General features: G+C 71.0%; 18 protein-coding genes. 6 read left to right on the top strand and 12 right to left on the bottom strand.

The window, feature by feature from the left end:
* Nucleotides 1–207: 207 nt before the first annotated feature.
* The 3 genes from ACWC0C_RS40770 to ACWC0C_RS40780 form a co-directional block, all read right to left on the bottom strand.
* On the bottom strand, nucleotides 208–1,536 hold the full coding sequence (locus tag ACWC0C_RS40770; protein WP_449200286.1) for an alpha/beta hydrolase family protein: 1,329 nt from the start codon (nucleotides 1,534–1,536) through the stop codon (nucleotides 208–210).
* 149 nt (nucleotides 1,537–1,685) lie between these two features.
* Nucleotides 1,686–2,123 (bottom strand): nuclear transport factor 2 family protein, encoded by a 438-nt coding sequence (locus tag ACWC0C_RS40775; protein ID WP_450869637.1) that lies wholly within the window; start codon nucleotides 2,121–2,123, stop codon nucleotides 1,686–1,688.
* Nucleotides 2,124–2,133: 10 nt separating this feature from the next.
* Nucleotides 2,134–3,054 carry a zinc-binding dehydrogenase gene (locus tag ACWC0C_RS40780; protein ID WP_450869676.1) on the bottom strand — a complete coding sequence of 307 codons (921 nt, stop codon included), beginning with the start codon at nucleotides 3,052–3,054 and terminating at the stop codon, nucleotides 2,134–2,136.
* A 152-nt stretch (nucleotides 3,055–3,206) separates the two neighbouring features.
* Between ACWC0C_RS40780 and ACWC0C_RS40785 the strand changes: the two genes are divergently transcribed.
* Nucleotides 3,207–4,175 (top strand): LysR family transcriptional regulator, encoded by a 969-nt coding sequence (locus tag ACWC0C_RS40785; RefSeq protein ID WP_450869639.1) that lies wholly within the window; start codon nucleotides 3,207–3,209, stop codon nucleotides 4,173–4,175.
* A 63-nt stretch (nucleotides 4,176–4,238) separates the two neighbouring features.
* Here the strand turns inward: ACWC0C_RS40785 and ACWC0C_RS40790 are convergent, their stop codons facing one another.
* Both ACWC0C_RS40790 and ACWC0C_RS40795 read right to left on the bottom strand, forming a co-directional pair.
* On the bottom strand, nucleotides 4,239–5,435 hold the full coding sequence (locus ACWC0C_RS40790; protein WP_450869641.1) for a GH12 family glycosyl hydrolase domain-containing protein: 1,197 nt from the start codon (nucleotides 5,433–5,435) through the stop codon (nucleotides 4,239–4,241).
* 253 nt (nucleotides 5,436–5,688) lie between these two features.
* A complete protein-coding gene (locus ACWC0C_RS40795; protein WP_450869643.1) occupies nucleotides 5,689–6,708 on the bottom strand; it encodes a LacI family DNA-binding transcriptional regulator in 1,020 nt (339 codons plus the stop codon).
* Nucleotides 6,709–6,918: 210 nt separating this feature from the next.
* On the opposite strand from ACWC0C_RS40795, the gene ACWC0C_RS40800 reads away from it, so the two are divergent.
* From ACWC0C_RS40800 to ACWC0C_RS40810, 3 genes are all read left to right on the top strand, one after another.
* A complete protein-coding gene (locus ACWC0C_RS40800) occupies nucleotides 6,919–8,976 on the top strand; it encodes a hypothetical protein (protein WP_450869644.1) in 2,058 nt (685 codons plus the stop codon).
* A gap of 263 nt (nucleotides 8,977–9,239) precedes the next feature.
* Nucleotides 9,240–9,593, top strand: a complete 354-nt coding sequence (locus ACWC0C_RS40805; RefSeq protein ID WP_067308095.1) for a PadR family transcriptional regulator — start codon at nucleotides 9,240–9,242, stop codon at nucleotides 9,591–9,593.
* Nucleotides 9,594–9,605: 12 nt separating this feature from the next.
* The gene (locus tag ACWC0C_RS40810) at nucleotides 9,606–10,169 is read left to right on the top strand and encodes an HAAS signaling domain-containing protein (protein WP_450869645.1); all 564 of its coding nucleotides are present in this window, start codon (nucleotides 9,606–9,608) and stop codon (nucleotides 10,167–10,169) included.
* Nucleotides 10,170–10,363: 194 nt separating this feature from the next.
* On the opposite strand, the gene ACWC0C_RS40815 is transcribed toward ACWC0C_RS40810, so the two are convergent.
* The gene (locus ACWC0C_RS40815; RefSeq protein WP_449200293.1) at nucleotides 10,364–10,786 is read right to left on the bottom strand and encodes a PIN domain-containing protein; all 423 of its coding nucleotides are present in this window, start codon (nucleotides 10,784–10,786) and stop codon (nucleotides 10,364–10,366) included.
* Nucleotides 10,783–10,998 carry a type II toxin-antitoxin system VapB family antitoxin gene (locus ACWC0C_RS40820; RefSeq protein ID WP_033320602.1) on the bottom strand — a complete coding sequence of 72 codons (216 nt, stop codon included), beginning with the start codon at nucleotides 10,996–10,998 and terminating at the stop codon, nucleotides 10,783–10,785. The genes ACWC0C_RS40815 and ACWC0C_RS40820 overlap by 4 nt, the downstream gene beginning before the upstream one ends.
* A 262-nt stretch (nucleotides 10,999–11,260) precedes the next feature.
* Here ACWC0C_RS40820 and ACWC0C_RS40825 point away from each other — a divergent pair, with 262 nt between their 5' ends.
* Entirely contained in the window at nucleotides 11,261–11,998 is a 738-nt protein-coding gene (locus ACWC0C_RS40825) for a flavodoxin family protein (protein ID WP_449200294.1), read from the top strand.
* A 33-nt stretch (nucleotides 11,999–12,031) separates the two neighbouring features.
* Here ACWC0C_RS40825 and ACWC0C_RS40830 read toward each other — a convergent pair whose 3' ends face one another.
* Nucleotides 12,032–12,682 (bottom strand): peroxiredoxin-like family protein, encoded by a 651-nt coding sequence (locus ACWC0C_RS40830; protein WP_450869647.1) that lies wholly within the window; start codon nucleotides 12,680–12,682, stop codon nucleotides 12,032–12,034.
* Nucleotides 12,683–12,835: 153 nt separating this feature from the next.
* Here ACWC0C_RS40830 and ACWC0C_RS40835 point away from each other — a divergent pair, with 153 nt between their 5' ends.
* Nucleotides 12,836–13,435: a TetR/AcrR family transcriptional regulator gene (locus tag ACWC0C_RS40835; RefSeq protein WP_450869648.1), complete on the top strand. Its 600-nt coding sequence runs from the start codon at nucleotides 12,836–12,838 to the stop codon at nucleotides 13,433–13,435.
* 72 nt (nucleotides 13,436–13,507) lie between these two features.
* Here ACWC0C_RS40835 and ACWC0C_RS40840 read toward each other — a convergent pair whose 3' ends face one another.
* The 4 genes from ACWC0C_RS40840 to ACWC0C_RS40855 all read right to left on the bottom strand — a co-directional run bounded on the left by ACWC0C_RS40840 (nucleotide 13,508) and on the right by ACWC0C_RS40855 (nucleotide 16,248).
* A complete protein-coding gene (locus ACWC0C_RS40840; RefSeq protein ID WP_450869650.1) occupies nucleotides 13,508–13,840 on the bottom strand; it encodes a TfoX/Sxy family protein in 333 nt (110 codons plus the stop codon).
* A 140-nt stretch (nucleotides 13,841–13,980) separates the two neighbouring features.
* Nucleotides 13,981–14,268: an SCO5918 family protein gene (locus ACWC0C_RS40845; protein WP_449200298.1), complete on the bottom strand. Its 288-nt coding sequence runs from the start codon at nucleotides 14,266–14,268 to the stop codon at nucleotides 13,981–13,983.
* Between the two features lie 34 nt (nucleotides 14,269–14,302).
* Nucleotides 14,303–14,638, bottom strand: a complete 336-nt coding sequence (locus ACWC0C_RS40850) for a CBS domain-containing protein (RefSeq protein ID WP_449200310.1) — start codon at nucleotides 14,636–14,638, stop codon at nucleotides 14,303–14,305.
* 152 nt (nucleotides 14,639–14,790) lie between these two features.
* The gene (locus ACWC0C_RS40855; protein ID WP_450869653.1) at nucleotides 14,791–16,248 is read right to left on the bottom strand and encodes a DEAD/DEAH box helicase; all 1,458 of its coding nucleotides are present in this window, start codon (nucleotides 16,246–16,248) and stop codon (nucleotides 14,791–14,793) included.
* Nucleotides 16,249–16,309 lie beyond the last annotated feature (61 nt).

Consider the following 16,309-nt stretch of genomic DNA (forward strand, 5'->3'; position numbering starts at 1 on the left):
CGGCGCCCGGGGTGCGGAGGGCAGGGCAGCGGATCCTTCCTCAATTGGCGCCGAGCGCCTTAACGTTCGATAGGGCGAACACTCTAGTCTCATACGATCACATAACCATCACACTTTCGTCCCTGTGTCGTACGAGCGGACAGCGACACGCCGAAGGGCGGACCCGCGAACAGGACCCGCCCTTCGGATGTCCGGCCGGCTGTCCGGTCAGCGGACGAAAGAGATCTCCGGGTAGCTCTTGTTGGGGCCGTCGAGCAGGGTGCTGTGCTTGTGACGCAGCTCCTGGTCGAAGAAGGCCGCGAGATAGTCGCACTGGACCTTGACCGCCCGGTCCGGGTCGATCGTGCCGAACATCTGCTGCAGCTGGTACTGGGAGAGCCCGAGCAGGCCCGCCTCCTGCGGCACCATCCACTCGTTGTCGCTGAACGACAGGTGCGCCGAGCCGTGGAGCTGGATGTCGACCCGGTATCCCTTCAGATGCGACCACAGCGTGCGCCACGAACCGTCGTTGTTGCGGTTGTGGGTGCCGGAGCTGAAGAGCATGAAGGGGCGGTCCAGGTCCTTGCTCGGCGCCGTCCCGAAGAACTGGCCGTCCAGGTCGGCACCGGCGGCGATGCGGTGGTCGAGCTGCATGGCGGTGTCGACCGCCCCGCCGCCCAGCGACCAGCCGAACATCCCGATCCGGGACATGTCCACCGACTGCGACAGACCGGAGGGGAGCGTGGGGTGCCCGGGGTCCGGGTTGCCGCCCTTGCTGATCGTGCCGAGCTGGTTGATGACGAACCGGATGTCGGCCGCGCGCACCTTGAGCGTGTCGGAGGAGTGGGCGCCCGCCGGCATCGTGTTCACCTCCAGCCGGTTGCCCGGGAACTGCACCTCGTTGGCGTCGTGGGTGTGGTCGACCATGACGACGAGGTAGCCGCGGCTGGCGAGATCCTGGGCGTGGGCGGTGCCCATCGCGCGGTCCGAGTGCAGCCCGGTCGAGTACAGCAGCACGGGCAGCTTGCCGAGCTTGGTGTTCACCGGGGCCAGGACATGGCCCGCGGTCCTCGGCAGGGTCACCTGCTCCGGCGACAGCCCGCGCGAGGCGAGGAAGTGGCCGCCGGATATCGACGGCATCCACGGCGCCTGGTAGTGCCCGGACGTGGCGGTGGCCGGGTAGAAGAGCGACACCATCACTTCGCGGGAAGTGCTGCCGAACACGTACGGATCCGTACGGGACTTGTCGACGAGGTGCAGCCCGACCATGCCCACGCTGTACGGCCCGCTCGGCGCGGGCATGGTGAGCTGCTGGGCGGACGGGTTCGTGCGGCCGCCCGTGAGGCTCTCGGGGTGTACGGGCTTGTGGTGCTGCAGCGGCGCCTCGTCGTTCTCGGGCGCCCAGGGCGTGTTCTGGTTCGGCTGGTCGGGCTGGTCGGGCGAGAACCCGGTGGCCGCGGGCTTGTCGGTGGTCTTCCCGGCGGCCATCGCCGGCGTCATCCCCGCACCCAGGGCGACGGCCAGAGCACCCGCCGTACCGACCGCTCTGGCGATCACTCTGCGACGGTGGCGCGGGCGGCGGTGTTTCATGAAACCCCCTTGTGGTTCAGCGATCGCAGAACGGGCGATCGACTGCCGCACACCGTACCGCCACAACAGCCACACGGACCCCACGCTCCCGGGATACCGCCGTAGCGACTTCGGACTTACTCGGTGCCGGCGTCCCGGTGGGCGTCATGGCCGGGGAAGAGAGTCGCGGCCACGTGCTGGGTGTCGGCGTATTCGACGACCGAGGTGATCCTGCCGTCGCGCACCGTGTAGATGCCGAGGCAGCGGTTGTCGTAGGTGCCGCCGTACACGGTCCTGGCCCTGGAGGTCCATTCGGCCACCACGCGGTCGCCCTCGGCGATGGTGCTGACCAGTTCGATCTCCACGGTGCCGGGGACGAAGACCGTTCCCATGGTGCCGAGGAACTCGTCGACGATCTCGTCGCGGCCGCGCCACACCTTGGAGACGGGCAGGCTGCCCGGGTAGTGCCAGGTCGCGTCCGCGGCGAAGCTGTCGTGGATGACGTCGGCGGCGCCGTCGCGTACGGCCTCGACGTAGCGGATGACGACGGCCCTGGGGTCGGTGTTACTGGTCATGATCGTGCTCCTAGGAGAGGGTGAGGACGGCCTTGCCGCGGATGCGGCGGTCGCGCAGGTCGGTGAGGGTGGTCGCGGTGTCGGCCCAGTCCGTGACCCGGCCGATCTCGGGGTGCAGGCGGCCTTGGGCGGTCAGCCGGACGAGCGCCGCCAGGTCGTCGTCGAGGCGGGTGTCGGCGTCCAGGTAGTGGAAGTGGCGGATGACAGCCGATTCGGGCCCGTCGAAGAAGCCGAAGAAGTCCAGCGTCGCCGGTGTGCGGCTGGCCTGCCCGAACCAGATGAGCGTGCCGCGCCTGGCGAGCCGCGCGAGCGCGAGGGGGAGGGCCTGGCCGCCGGTCGACTCCAGCACGATGTCGTACGGGCCCCGGGCGTCGGCGACGTCGTGGACGATCTCGGCGGCGCCGAGTCCGGCAAGCCGGGCGCCGCGTGCGGCGTCCCTGGTCACGGCGGTGACCTCGGCCCCGGCGGCGGCCGCGAGTTCGGTGACGAAGTGGCCCACGCCTCCGGAGGCACCGGTCAGCAGTACCCGCCGCCCCAGTACGGGTCCGGCCGCGCGCAGCAGCCGCAGCGCGGTGAGACCGGCCAGCGGCAGCGCCGCGCCCTGGAGCACGGACACGCTGTCCGGCAGCTCGGTGAGCGCGTCGGTCGGCACCGCCACGTACTCCGCCCAGCCGCCCGACATGGGGTGGCCGACGACCCTCGTGATTCCGGACGGTCCGCTGCCGTCGGCGGCCGGCTGCACCACCAGACCCGCGATGTCCTTGCCAGGGCGCTCGCCGGGGACGGGCTTCTCCAGCTTGAACGTCTCGCCCCGGTTGACCGAGAACGCCTCGACCTTCACCAGCGCCTCGCAGGGGCGCGGCGTCGGCTCGGCGACATCGGCGAGCACGACCGGCTCGGCGGGATCTCCGGTCGGTACGAAGCCTTTCATCGTGGTCATCTCCTCGATGGCCTCGGGCCATCCCTTGGTGGGGCCTGCGGTGGTGCGGCTTGCGGGGACCATCCGACCGCGCGGTGCGGCGACCCGGCCAACAACCGAACCGTCCGGCCGACAACGCGCGGTTGTCGCATAAGGTCAGCGGCATGGACCTCGACCTCGCCCTGGTCCGCGCCTTTGTCGCGACCGCCGGGACACTGCACTTCGGGCGGGCCGCCGAGGAGCTGAACACCAGTCAGCAGGCCCTGTCCAAACGCATCGCGCGGCTGGAGGAGTTGCTGGGTCTGCGGCTCTTCGAGCGCCAGGGCGGCACCCGGCTGAGCGAGGCGGGGGAGCGGTTCCTGCCGGCCGCGCGCGAGGCGCTTGCGGCGGGCGAGCGGGCGATCGCGGCGGTGACGGGCGCCGGACCGGTCGTACGGATCGACACCTGGGGTCATCTGTACGCGCCGATGCGCACGGTCGCCGAGGCCGTACAGGCGCTCGGCGCGGTGCGGTGGGAGCCGGGCCCGGGGCGTGACTGGCCGTCGGTCGCGGGGGCGCTGCTGCGCGGCGACACGGACCTGGGATTCGGCCGGGTGCACCCGCTGCCCGACGGCCGGGATGCGGGACTCACCCAGCGTCTGGTGCGGCTGGAACCCGTCGACGTGGTGGTCGGCCCGTCTCATCCGTCGGCCGGCGCCGACGCACTGCGCCCGGCCGACCTGCGGGGCAGCGTCCTATGGTGCCCGGCCGAACTGGACCGCCTGGACTTCTTGCGCCGCTTCGCCGACGAATTCCGGATCACGCGGCGGCACGACGGCCCCAATCTCGGCCTGGACCACCTCCTCCAGCACCTCCGGGGCGACCCCGAGGGCTTCACCGTCTTCCCCGCCGACGCTCCGCTGCCGGACCACCTGGGCCTGCGCTGTATCCCGCTCGTCGAGCCGACACCGCTGTACGCGTGGTCGCTGGCCTGGCGGGAGTCGTCCCGCCATCCTCTGCTCGACACCTTGCTGCGCGGCTTCACCGAAGCCGGCCGTACCCGGCGCTGGCTGGAGTACACACCGCGGCGCGACTGGCTTCCCGACACCGACCATCCGAAACTCATGACCGTCAGGCGCCCGGCCAGGGAATGACGAAGGCTCCGGCCGCGGTGCGCCCGGAGCCTTCGTGTGATCCGCGACCCCGTGGAACCCGTGCTACTTCAGCGACCAGACCTGGTTGGACTGGGTTCCGCCGCCGTAGCAGTCCCAGATCTGCAGCGGTGTCGCGTCGGCGGACCCGGCGGCGTCCAGGCACTTGCCCGACTGCGGGTTGGTGACCGTGCCGTTGGCGTTGAACTGCCACCGCTGGGCGCCGGTGCCGTTGCACGACCACAGGCGCACCTGGGTGCCGTTCGCGGTGCCGCCGCCGGCCACGTCAAGGCACTTGCCCGAGGACGGGTTGACGAGGGTGCCGTTGGCGGCGGTCCATTTCTGGTTCCAGGTGCCGTAGCAGTCCCACAGCTGGACGGGCGTGCCGTCCGCCGTGCCGAAGCCGTCGATGTCCAGGCAGCGCCCGCTGCCCTGCCCCACGAGCTGGCCCGATGTACCGCCGCCGCCACCGCCGTTGGAGGTGTAGGAGAACGAGTCCACGGCCAGGCCGGGGCCGCCGACCCACGGTTCGAAGCCGAACTGCACGCTCGTCATGTACCAGGCGGGCTGCAGGTAGCCGCGTCCGATGGAGTCGTCGGTGAAGTCCTTGATGTTCACCGTGATCGCGTTGGTGGGCTGCTCGCGGACGTAGGAGACGGTGTTCCACGCGGGGGCGCTGCCCTGGCGGCCGTACCACACCTCCCACTTGGCGCCCTCCAGCCAGACGGTGCCGACCTGCCTGCCGTACGGCGTCGGAGGCCCGGAGTGGTTGGCCCAGATCATCATCTCCTCGCCGTTGTTCTGGCCGGAGGGGCTGGGGTTGGTGTCGAACCAGATGTCGTAGGAGGCGTCCCACTGGCCGTTGCCGGGGGTGGTGAAGTGCACGCTGGACTGCGGGTCGGTGAAGGACGACACCTGCTGTGGCAGGTCGTTGCCGCTGGAGCAGGTGCCGTAGTGGCAGCCCGCGTAGATCGACGGATAGGCCGCCGGCGCACCGTTGTTCGGCAGGTTGTGGTAGCCCGACGTGACGGTGAAACCGTCGTCGGAGACGTCGATGCACTGCGGGATCGAGTCGCCCCACTCGTTGTTCTGGACGACGTACTTCCCGCCCGACACCTTCATGGTGCCGAGCTTGTCGCACATGGTGGTGCCGGCCGCCGCGGACGGCGCCGCCACCAGGGACAACGCGCACAGCAGCAGTGTGGCCAGCAGGGCCGTCAACGCTCCGGCTCTGTGCCGCGACCGCATGAGGGAACTCTTCATGGTTGTCCTTTCAATGAGCCTCGGACAGTGCGTGGGAGCGCTCCCGCGATGCGCGAAAACTATCGGAAACTTGTCGCGCTGACCGCCGACCGTAGGGCGCCGGGTGGTACTCGTCAATGGATCCGGCAGGAGTCCCGTCGGCACCTCGTGATGGCCCAAAAGGCAGCCAGATGCCGCTGGTTGATGCATTGACGGGGGTTCGGTGCAGGGCTATGGTCCCCGCAGCCATCCCGAAAGTCCTTGGAAACTTTCTTTAGGAGGACGGAGGTTGAAAGGTGCTCTCCCGGACGACCAGGTGCGTGGCCAGCTCCATCCGCAACGTGCCGCTGGGGACCACCGCGTCCGGTCCCCGTAGCACGATGCGGGCGGCCAGGGCCGCCATCTCGCGCAACGGCTGACGCACCGTGGTCAGCGGCGGCGACGCCCAGGCGGCATGGGGAACGTCGTCGAACCCGACGACGCTCACGTCCCGGCCGACCCGCAGCCCGGCCTGCCGGATCGCCTCGTATGCCCCGAGGGCCATCAGGTCGCTGCTCGCGAAGACGGCGGTGGGTGGCTCCGGGAGCGCGAGCAGGTTGCTCATGCCGGAGAAGCCGGTCGTGTAGTAGAAGTCGCCGCGCTGTTGGAGCGCCGGGTCGACCGCGATGCCGGCCGTCTCCAGTGCGGAGCGGTACCCGTCCAGGCGTGCTCGCGCGCACAGGGTGCCCGCCGGGCCCTGCAGGATGCCGATCCTGCGGTGCCCCAGGTCGATCAGATGCTGGGTCGCGGCCATGCCGCCCTGCCAGTTCGTCGCGCCGACCGACGGCACGTCGGCGCCGGGACTGCCGACCGGGTCGACCACGGCCAGCGGGACACCCAGGGACTTGACCTGCCGGCGCTGCGCCGGGGTGAGATCGGTGACCGCCAGGATGATGCCGTCGGAGCCGCGTTTCGACAGGTTGTCCAGCCAGCGCTGGGTATCGGCGGAGGTCCCGTGCGTGGCCGTCGTCACCACTCCGGCACCGTACTCGGCCGCCTCGTGCTGGACTCCCTGCATCACCTCGCCCGCCCAGAGGCTGTCCACCTCGCGGATGGCCAGGTCGACCAGCCCGACGGTCTCCTTCGGCCGGGCACGGCGGCGCAGGTAGTTGTGCCGCTGCAGCAGCTCCTCGATGCGGGCCCGGGTCTCCGGCGCCACCTGGCTGTGGCCGTTGAGCACCTTGGAGACGGTCGGCGTGGACACACCGGCCTCACGCGCGATCTCGGCGATGGTGACGCGGGCGGCCTTGGGCATGTGTACCTCATCCAGGCGTCGGGTGTTTCGGTCGACTTTCTGAAGCTGCCAGCCTGCCACGAGAGCGCTGAGACCGTTCTCCGGCTGCCACGCGCGGCATAAGACCTAGGAAACAATCCGAAATTTTCAGCTGAGGACCAAGCGCGGCCCTATGTGACGGCCGGTCAGGCACCACCGTCCGTTGTCAGACCCGTGCGCCATGATCTCCCCATGGAGCGTTCGGGCGCGGTGCGGGGGGACGGGATGGTGGCAGGCGAGCTGTTGACGGCGCGGGCCGAGGTCGCGGCCTTGGACGATCACCGCCTGGCGGTCGCGCTGGACGGGCTCGTGGACGGCTCGGGTATGTGGATGGGCGAGGGCGCGCTGGCCGGTATCGAGCGGACGGGGCGTTATCTGGCCGGGACGTGGGAGCCGACCGCGCCGGACGAGGGTCCGGGAAACGCCGGGGAGGGGTCCTGGGCACGGTTCATCGGGCGTATCGGTGCCCTGGCCCTGCGTGCTGCCGTGGAGCCCACGCGCGATGAGCGGCGCCGGCGTCTGCTCGCGCTGCTGGAGGTCTGGGCGGACAGCCCCTTCGCCGATCCGCGGGCCCGGCTGCGCACCGGTCTGGTGCGGGTGGCCGAGGGAGCCCCTGCGGCCGTCCGGGACGAGCGAGGGGCGGCCGTCGCGGTCGGCTGGGCCGCCGGCGGGCGGCGGAAGTTCGTCGACCTGCGGACGGGGGAGGCGGATCCGCCGAGCCTGGGGGCGATCGAGGAGGTGACCGACGTCCCGCGCGGGGGATGGGGCAGTGCCGAGCAGGTGCGCCGGCTGCTGGACCTGGTCCGGGAGCGCGGGCCGGTGCCGTGGGACCTCGACGCGGTGGCCGCGCTGAGGGACGGTACGGGGATGGGCCGGGCGGCGGCGTCCTTCGCGCTGGCGGGGATGCTCGCGGTCGGGTACCTCCCGCGCCTCGACGACAAGGAGCGGAGGATTCACCGGCTCAAGGTGGCCGAGATCGAGGACGGCGTCCGCGAGCCGGGGCGGATGGGCTCGCTGGACCGCCTCGAGCTGGTGGCGGACGTGCTGCCCGAGGACCCCGCCGAGCTGTGGGAGCCGCAGGGCATGCGCGCGGTGGCGGAGCGGATCGCGCAGGCCTGGCGGGAGCGGTACGGCCGGCGGACCGTGGTCCCGGAGCGCACCTTCGACGCGGTCATCGACCTGCACCTGTCCCGGCTGTCCGCGGGCCGCTTCTGCGCGGCGTTCACCGACCACGCCGCGATACGCGGTCTCGGCTCGAACCTCGACACCTGGATCCGGAACAGCGACTTCCGCCCCTTCCCGACCGCCCAGGGCTGGGATCTCGTCGATTTCGAAGACACCCTGCGCAGCGTCGTCCCGAACCTCTTCCGGGTCTACGCGGAGCTTCCCGCCGGTGACCGGGTCCGCGCCGGAGCGCCCGGCCTCGTACGGGCGCTGCGGGAGCGGTTGAACCACCCGGGCCTGCTGCTGGACGCCGGCAGTCTCAGCGGCGCGGTGGGGCACACGGTCGCCGATGTGCACGACCGGTTCGGCTCGCTCTCCTACGCCGGCCCGGAGCCGCTGGACGTCGCGAGCGTCGACGACGGGCTGACCGTGGTCGTGGACGGCGTCGTCGACCGCAGAGGCGTGCGGTCCCAGCCCAAGCTGTACTTCCGCCCGGCGTTCTACGGCGACGACGAGCGCTCCCGAACGCTGCTGGCGGCCCGGGCGGACTCCCGCTACGACCCCGAGCTCGAGCTGGTCGAGTGGCTGCGCGGCCCGGCCTGCGCGCGCATCGTCGAGAGGATCGAGGGCGCCTCGCTTCCCGCGGGGTCGTACGAGACGAATCCGGTACTCTCCGCGCCCGACGTGCTGGGCCAGGTCATCGGCGAGCTCGGCATCGACGAGGACGCGGCAGCGCTCTATCTGCAGTTGCTGACCCTGCGCGCGCCGAGCGACCGGAACATCCGCATGTGGAACGGCTGGAAGGCCGCCCGGCACCAGAAGGCCGGCGCCGTGCTCGTCGAGCGCGGCCTGGTCGTCGAGGACAAACGTGCCCGAGCGGGCCGTCAGCTCTTCCTGCCGGGCGAGTGGATCCACGCGGGCAAGCCCTACCAGCCCATGGAGGCGTGGAAGGCGGAACTGCTCGGGGTGGAACGCTCGTACAACGGCAGACTGGAGAACCCGCTCCCTCTCCCCACCCGCACCCTGCCCGAGCTGTTCGCCCACGCGTGGGGGCTGGTCCAAGGGGGACGGAAGCCCTCGCCGTAAGAACTCCGGTCGGGGCAGTGCTCACGGCGGGAGGGCTCGGACCGGCCGCACCGGTTGCCGCCGGGCAGCCCCGCGACGACAACCGGGCCGGCGGGCCGTACCGGCCTCGTGCGGCCTCGCGGCTCATTGCCGAACCGTCGTGGCCTGCGGGACGCGGTTCACGCGTCCGGCCCGCCACCGACCGGGTGCCACATCCTGCGGGGTTCCAACCCGCGCCAAGGACACCTTTGGCTTACTGGAGATAACCAGGTACTGTGCAATGCATGGAACCTGACATCGCAGGTAAGCCCGTCGCGGGCAAGGCGGAGAGCCAGCTCCGCAAGGGGGTGCTGGAGTACTGCGTGCTTGCGATCCTGCGGGAGGGCCCGCGCTACGGCGTGGAGCTGCTCGAAACCCTCGGCGCGGTGAACGTCATGGTCACGAGCCAGGGGACCATCTACCCCTTGCTGTCGCGGCTGCGCCGTGACGGACTGGTGGAGACCCGCTGGCAGGAGTCCCCCAGCGGGCCCCCGCGGCGCTACTACGAGCTGACGCCGTCGGGACATGCGGCGCTGAAGGAGTTCACCGCCATCTGGCCGCACTTCCGTGACGCGGTCGACCACTTCATCACCGACTGACAGGAGACCACCGTGACGATCACCGAGCACCCGCTGGTGAAGAGTTACCTGGCCACCGTGGCGCGTGAAACGGCCGGCCTCAGCCCGGAACGCCGAGGCGAGCTGCTCGCCGACCTGGAGGAGCACATTGCCGTTTCCCTCGCGGAAGCGTCCGCATCCGGCGACGACGGGATCCGCACCGTGCTCACCCGCCTCGGCGACCCGCGCACCATAGCGGCAACCGCACTCGGCGACGAGCCCCCCGCTCCACCGGTGAGCCGAGGGCGCACCCTCCCCCTGCTGGCCCTGCTGGCGGCGACCGGCCCCTTGACGGTCTTCGGACCCGTGCTGGGCGTCCCGGCCCTGATCGGCGCGCTCTGGTGGCTGTGGACCGCGCCGCAGTGGCGCAACCACGACAAGGCGATCGCTACGGTGGCCGCCCTCGTGCCGCTGCTGTTCGCGGTGGCGTTGTGGGTGCTCCCCGCGGGCACGCTGAACTTCGGCATCGGAGCATTCACCCCCGTCCTCCTGGCCGTCCCGGCGCTCCCTGCCGCCGCCGGCGTCTACCTACTGCGGTCCGCACGGCGCCTCTCATGACAGACGCTCACCCATGACGCGGTAGGCCTCCCGCAACGGCCGGACCGCCCTCGACCGAGGCCGCCCGACCGGGCACTCCGACAATCCCCACCAGCGGTGTTCTTCGGCGGTCTGCTCGGCATCGTCAGCCGCCACGACGCCCAGCGCCGGCCGGCCGTCGCCTGACGTCCACAGCACGGTGCGAGGCGCACGCCTCATTTCCCGGATTCGGGGCCGTACCACTGGAGAGCCTGGCCGGTGACCGCGGCGATGCACCCGAAATCCCGGTCGCGGTGTAGCAGCGTCAGTCCTTGCAACTCGGCCGTGGCGGCCACCACGAGGTCGACGGCCCCGGCACTGCGGTGCTGTCCGCGCTGGGTGAGTATCTCCTGGACCTGCCAGGCGCGGTTGTAGGCCCGGTCGTCAACCGGCACCCAGCCGAAGAGCAGGCGCATGTCCTCGATCCCTTGCGCGCGATCGGCTGCAGAGCGCGCACTGTAGAAGAACTCCAGCTCGGTGACAGGGCAGGTGGCGATGAGGCCGGCGGCTGCCGCCCGGTCCCATCCGTACTGCTCGGCGTCGCCGCGCAGCATGCGGGCGAGTGCGCTGGTGTCGATCAGGAATTGCGCGGCGTTCACCGGCGGTAGTTCCCCTTGTCCTCGAAGAGGTCCAGGTCGAAAGCGCCCTCCTCGGCTGCCGCCCGCAGGCGGGTAAGCGCCAGAGCACGCCGCCGGTTCTCCAGCACCTCGCGCAGTGCGGTGTTCACCGTCTCCTTCTTGGTGCTGGTGCCGAGGGCCTTGGCCACGTCCGCGACCAGCTGATCGTCGAGGTCGATCACAGTTCGGCTCATCGGCTATACCTCCTTGGATATAAAGTCCGCCATGAAGTATATCTCTATTGATGTGCGACGCGGAGTGTCGTCAGGATCCCGGCACCCATCGCCACTCGTCCGCCGCCGACCGAGGCGGCCGTGCGGATGCCGATGCCTCAGGCATGCGGGGCCGTTCGGCGGCGCTTTGGTGGCGGCGGCTGGGGCCTGCCCGCACGCTGGAGCCGGATGTGGACGTGCGCCGCCGAGCATCGTGCTGCGCAGAGGGCTCTGGGAGGACCGTGTGACCGCTTCGTCGCCCGCCACCGACGCACCGCCGGCCCGGTACGACGACCTGCGCGCCCTGGTGATCAACTGCACGCTGAAGCGCTCGCCGGAGACGAGCAACACCCAGGGGCTGATCGACCGGAGCACCGCCATCCTGGACGCACAGGGAGTGCACGTCGATGTCGTGCGGGCCGTGGACCACGACATCGCCACCGGGGTGTGGCCCGACATGAGGGAGCACGGCTGGAAGACGGACGCCTGGCCGGACCTCTACCAGCAGGTCCTGGCGGCCGACATCCTCGTCCTGGCAGGACCCATCTGGCTCGGCGACAACAGCTCGGTGATGAAGCAGGTGATCGAGCGCCTCTACGCCTGCTCCAGCCTGCTCAACGAAGCAGGCCAGTACGCCTACTACGGCCGCGTCGGCGGCTGCCTGATCACCGGCAACGAGGACGGCGTCAAGCACTGCGCCATGAACGTCCTCTACAGCCTCCAGCACCTGGGCTACACCATCCCTCCCCAGGCGGACGCCGGATGGATCGGCGAGGCAGGCCCCGGCCCCTCCTACCTCGATCCTGGCTCCGGCGGGCCGGAGAACGACTTCACCAACCGCAACACCACCTTCATGACCTGGAACCTGCTCCACCTCGCCCGGGCCCTGAAGGACCTCGGTGGCATCCCCGCCTACGGCAACCAGCGCACCGCCTGGGACGCCGGCTGCCGCCGCGACTACGAGAACCCCGAACACCGCTAGGGACACCAGCGGCCGGGGCACGGTGCTGGGTCGTCAGTCCAGCGCCTCGAGAGCCGCGAGGATGTCGGCGGGTTCGGCTCGGGTGGTGTAGTCGGGGTCGACGAAGGCCCATCGGATGGTGCCGGCGCGGTCGATGACGTAGGTGGCGGGCAGCGGCAGGGTGCGCGGGTGGCCGTCGTTGACGCGCTGCAGGTCGAAGCCCAGCCTGTCGTAGACGGCGGCGAGGTCGTCGGGCAGGTCGAAGGCGAGGCCGTACTGCTTGGCCGTGTCGGAGCCGATGTCGCTCAGGACGTCGAAAGCCAGGCCGTGCTTCTCGGTGAGGGTGAGGGACTCGTCGGGGACCTGCGGGGAGACGGCCACCAGGCGTGCGCCGCGCGCGGTGATGTCGGTGTGGTGCTGCTGGAGGGCGCGCAGGGCGATGTTGCAGTACGGGCACCACGCACCGCGGTAGAAGGTCAGCACGACCGGGCTCAGTGCGAGCAGGTCGTCCAGGGCCACCGTCCGACCGGTCGCCGAGGGCAGCCGGAAGCGGGGCGCGGGATCGCCGGCGCCGAGGGCGCGGTCGGCCTGCCCGGAGTCGGCGAGTTCCTGACCGGCTCGCCGCATGGTCTCCCGTACCTCGGCGGGGATCTGCTGCCGGCGGGCTTCGTAGAAGGCACGCAGCTCGGCGTTGAGTGTGGTCACGGTGTCCGTTCCTCCCGATCGACGTTCCGACTAACTTGGAATGACCGTTTCAAGATAGCGTCGGCGTGATCTCGCACCAAGGGATCCGGCAAGACTCGCCGGGGGTGGACGGGGATATCTTGAAATCGTCGGTCCAAGATGGAGGGGCGGAACATGCCGGACATCAAGCACTTCGATCCGGACGCGGTCCTGGAGACCGTGGTGCGGCTGTTCTGGCGCCAGGGCGTGGCCGCGACCGGGATCCAGGACGTCGTGACCGCGACCGGCCTCAATCGCTCCAGCCTGTACGCAACCTTCGGCGGCAAGCAGGAGCTGTACGGGGCCGCGCTGCGCCGCTACATCGACCAGTGGTCCCGGCCCGCGTTCCGCTCTCTCGCCCAGGATCAGCGAGGGCTGCGGGCCGTCTCCGAGTTCTTCGACGGGCTCGTCGAGGCGCGGTGCGCCGGCGAGCACGCCCGCTGGGGGTGCCTGGTCGTCAACGCGCACGCCGGCGCGGAGAACGGCTACCCCGAGGTCCGCGCCCTCCTCGACCAGCACCACCAGGAACTGCGGGACGCCATGCACGCGGCACTCGTCACGGCCGAGGCGCAAGGGCAACTGGCTGCCGGCACCGATCCGGGTGCGGCTGCCGAGCTGCTGGCACTGCTCGCCTACGGCGTGAACCTGCGCTCCCGCGCGGGCGCCGACGCGGGATCGCTGCGCGCGACCGTGACCGCTGCCTTGCAGTCACTCAGCAGCCGGACGGCGATGTGAACCGGTGCCCCGGCGCCTGATGCCCCTGCGGGCTCCGGCGACGGCAGAGGGTTTCGCGCGCCGGCGGGGTTCTTACTTGGGCGGCAGGCTCGCGGCGAAGGCGTGACCCTCGTCGATCCACTCGCCCAGCACCTCGTCCTCCGCGACGGCGGAGCCCACGACCACGATCCAGCCGCGCATCGGGCGGCCGGTCATGTCGAAGATCCTCGTGCCCGGCCGGGTCAGAGCCTGCCCGGTGGCGTCGGGGCCGACCCGGACCATGAGGTCGTCGCCGGTCACGCCGACGGCCATGTTGCCGCGGTGGAGGAAGGCGATGCCACCGAACATCCGCTTCTCGGCGATGTCGGGGTCCGTGCACAGCCGTTCCCGGATGCGCTCGGCCAGCCCTTCGTCATACGCCATCATCCACGAGGGCAGGATCCCAGCCGACGCCGGCGGGCGCACCGTGCACGCACCACTCCTCACGGTCGCTCCCGATAGAACGCAATCGCTTCCGGAGCTCCGCCCCGCACACCGCGTCTCACCCGCCGTCGAACTGGACGACGTCACCAATCGAGCGCACGCTCGTCGGCTCGCGCGTCCCAGTCCGGCGTGACCGGGCGCGCGTCGTGGCAGGTGAAGCCGAGGCGAGTCAGTGCCCGGTGCATCTCGACCGAGGTGAAGTCGCGGCGGTTCTGTCTGGTGATCACTTCCCCGACCTGCATCACGGGGTAGACACGGCGGCCGATGGTCACGCACACGCCGGTGGCGGGTTCGGGCGTGATGCCGCTCATCGACTGTTCGACCTCGAACTTGGTCAGGTCGAAGGGGAACCGGGCGATGACACAGCGCATGGATGCCTCCACGGGGCGGTCAGGGGGTGATGGCTCAGGACGTGAGGGCGAGGATGCCCAGGGCGTAGCCGTGTTCGTCGATCACGGGGGACACGTCCAGGGTCCGGTCCCGCATGGCGGCCTCCGCCTCGCCGAGTGCGGCGACGGACGAGGTGAACGGTCCGCGGTCGAGCGGGATGTCCCGCAGCCGGGTCCGGTCGCTGTACCACGAGCCGCCGCGGTGCGCGGCGAGCTGGGCCCGGGTGACCAGTCCCGCGCACCGCCCGTCCTCGTCCTGGAGGAGCAGGTGCGGGACACGGGCACCGATGAGCACGGACAGGGCGACGTCGACCGTCATGTGGTCGTCGACCTGGGGCCCGGGAGCGTGCATGGCATCGCGGGCGGTCAGACCGATGCCGTCGGCGCCGGCGGCCTGCTGTGTTCGGGACGGATGCCGCGTCAAGGGCTTCTCCTCTTCGTCGGGGCGGGCGGGACGGGCGACGGATCTGCCTGACTGCTGGGAGTGCATCCCCCGTACGGGGGTTACGGGGTGTTCCTCGGGGCGGAGCGACGGGCGCGGGCGGCGGCCCGGCCGCTCCCGCCGTGGCCGGCGGCCCGCCCCCTGCGATTGCGGCCGGCGGATCCGTTGCCCTCGCGTCTGCCCTCGGTTCGTCCGTCGCCCGGGGCGATGAGGACGGGCGTGCCGGAGGGGGTCCGGGCGCCGGTGATGCGCTGTAGTTCGGCCTCGCCGGGACGGACCCGGGCGGTGCCCGGAGTGATGCCGGCGTCGGCCATCAGACGGTCCACGGCGCGGCGCTGGTGCGGCAGGACGAGGGTGACGACGGTGCCGGACTCGCCGGCGCGGGCGGTACGGCCGCCGCGGTGCAGGTAGTCCTTGTGGTCGCTGGGAGGGTCGACGTTCACGACGAGGTCGAGGCCCGCGACGTGGATGCCGCGGGCGGCGACGTTGGTGGCCACCAGGGCCGTGACGTGGCCGTCCTTGAACTGGGCGAGCGTCCGGTTGCGCTGCTGCTGGGACTTGCCGCCGTGCAGGGCGGAGGCGCGCACCCCTACGGACAGCAGGTGCGCGGCGAGCCGGTCCACCGCGTGCTTGGTGTCCAGAAACATGATCACGCGTCCGTCGCGGGCGGCGATCTCGGTCGCGGCGGTGTCCTTGTCGGCGTCGCGCACGTGCAGCAGATGGTGCTCCATGGTGGTGACGGCTCCCGCGGACGGGTCGACCGAGTGCACGACGGGGTCGTGGAGGTAGCGGCGCACCAGGAGGTCGATGTTGCGGTCCAGGGTGGCCGAGAACAGCAACCGCTGGCCACGGGCGGGGATTTGGCCGAGCAGCGCGGTCACCTGCGGCATGAAGCCCATGTCGGCCATCTGGTCGGCCTCGTCCAGAACGGTGACGGCGACCTGGTCCAGCCGGCAGGCTCCTCGCTCGATGAGGTCCTTGAGGCGGCCGGGCGTGGCGACGACGACCTCGGCGCCGCCGCGCAGCGCACTCGCCTGCCGGCCGATCGACATGCCGCCCACCACGGTGGCGAGCCGCAGGCGCAGGGCACGGGCGTACGGGGTGAGCGCGTCGGTGACCTGCTGGGCCAGTTCCCGGGTGGGGACGAGGACGAGGGCGAGCGGCTGTTTGGGCTCGGCCCGCTGCCCGTCGAGGCGGGCCAGTACCGGCAGGCCGAAGGCGAGCGTCTTGCCCGAGCCCGTCCGACCCCGGCCCAGGACGTCCCGGCCCGCCAGCGCGTTCGGCAGGGTGGCCGCCTGGATCGGGAAGGGAACGCTCACGCCCTCGGTGCGGAGTGCGGCCAGCAGCCGTGCGGGCATGTCCAGTTCGGCGAACGTCTCGACCGCGGGGAGCGGCTCGGTGAGGGTGACCGGCAGGGCGAACTCCTGGCGGCGTGCGGTGGAGCGTGCTCGTTGACCGTTCTTGTGCCGGGGGCCCGGACCGGAATTTCGACGGGAACGAGCGGAACGGGTGCGGTCCACGACGGGGCCTTCCTCGATGCGGCACGTATCGAGGAATTCCTCGAGGGGGAATCACAGGACT

It is taken from the genome of Streptomyces sp. NPDC001709 (assembly GCF_053596375.1).

What these genes read in the sequence shown, in the direction of transcription:
- ACWC0C_RS40850 (WP_449200310.1), bottom strand. Translation starts at nt 14,638, where the DNA reads ATGCACGCTCCCGGGCCCCAGGTCGACGACCACATGACGGTCGACGTC.
- ACWC0C_RS40780 (WP_450869676.1), bottom strand. Translation starts at nt 3,054, where the DNA reads ATGAAAGGCTTCGTACCGACCGGAGATCCCGCCGAGCCGGTCGTGCTC.
- ACWC0C_RS40835 (WP_450869648.1), top strand. Translation starts at nt 12,836, where the DNA reads ATGCCGGACATCAAGCACTTCGATCCGGACGCGGTCCTGGAGACCGTG.
- ACWC0C_RS40795 (WP_450869643.1), bottom strand. Translation starts at nt 6,708, where the DNA reads ATGCCCAAGGCCGCCCGCGTCACCATCGCCGAGATCGCGCGTGAGGCC.
- ACWC0C_RS40775 (WP_450869637.1), bottom strand. Translation starts at nt 2,123, where the DNA reads ATGACCAGTAACACCGACCCCAGGGCCGTCGTCATCCGCTACGTCGAG.
- ACWC0C_RS40790 (WP_450869641.1), bottom strand. Translation starts at nt 5,435, where the DNA reads ATGAAGAGTTCCCTCATGCGGTCGCGGCACAGAGCCGGAGCGTTGACG.
- ACWC0C_RS40805 (WP_067308095.1), top strand. Translation starts at nt 9,240, where the DNA reads ATGGAACCTGACATCGCAGGTAAGCCCGTCGCGGGCAAGGCGGAGAGC.
- ACWC0C_RS40800 (WP_450869644.1), top strand. Translation starts at nt 6,919, where the DNA reads ATGGAGCGTTCGGGCGCGGTGCGGGGGGACGGGATGGTGGCAGGCGAG.
- ACWC0C_RS40845 (WP_449200298.1), bottom strand. Translation starts at nt 14,268, where the DNA reads ATGCGCTGTGTCATCGCCCGGTTCCCCTTCGACCTGACCAAGTTCGAG.
- ACWC0C_RS40785 (WP_450869639.1), top strand. Translation starts at nt 3,207, where the DNA reads ATGGACCTCGACCTCGCCCTGGTCCGCGCCTTTGTCGCGACCGCCGGG.
- ACWC0C_RS40840 (WP_450869650.1), bottom strand. Translation starts at nt 13,840, where the DNA reads ATGATGGCGTATGACGAAGGGCTGGCCGAGCGCATCCGGGAACGGCTG.
- ACWC0C_RS40820 (WP_033320602.1), bottom strand. Translation starts at nt 10,998, where the DNA reads ATGAGCCGAACTGTGATCGACCTCGACGATCAGCTGGTCGCGGACGTG.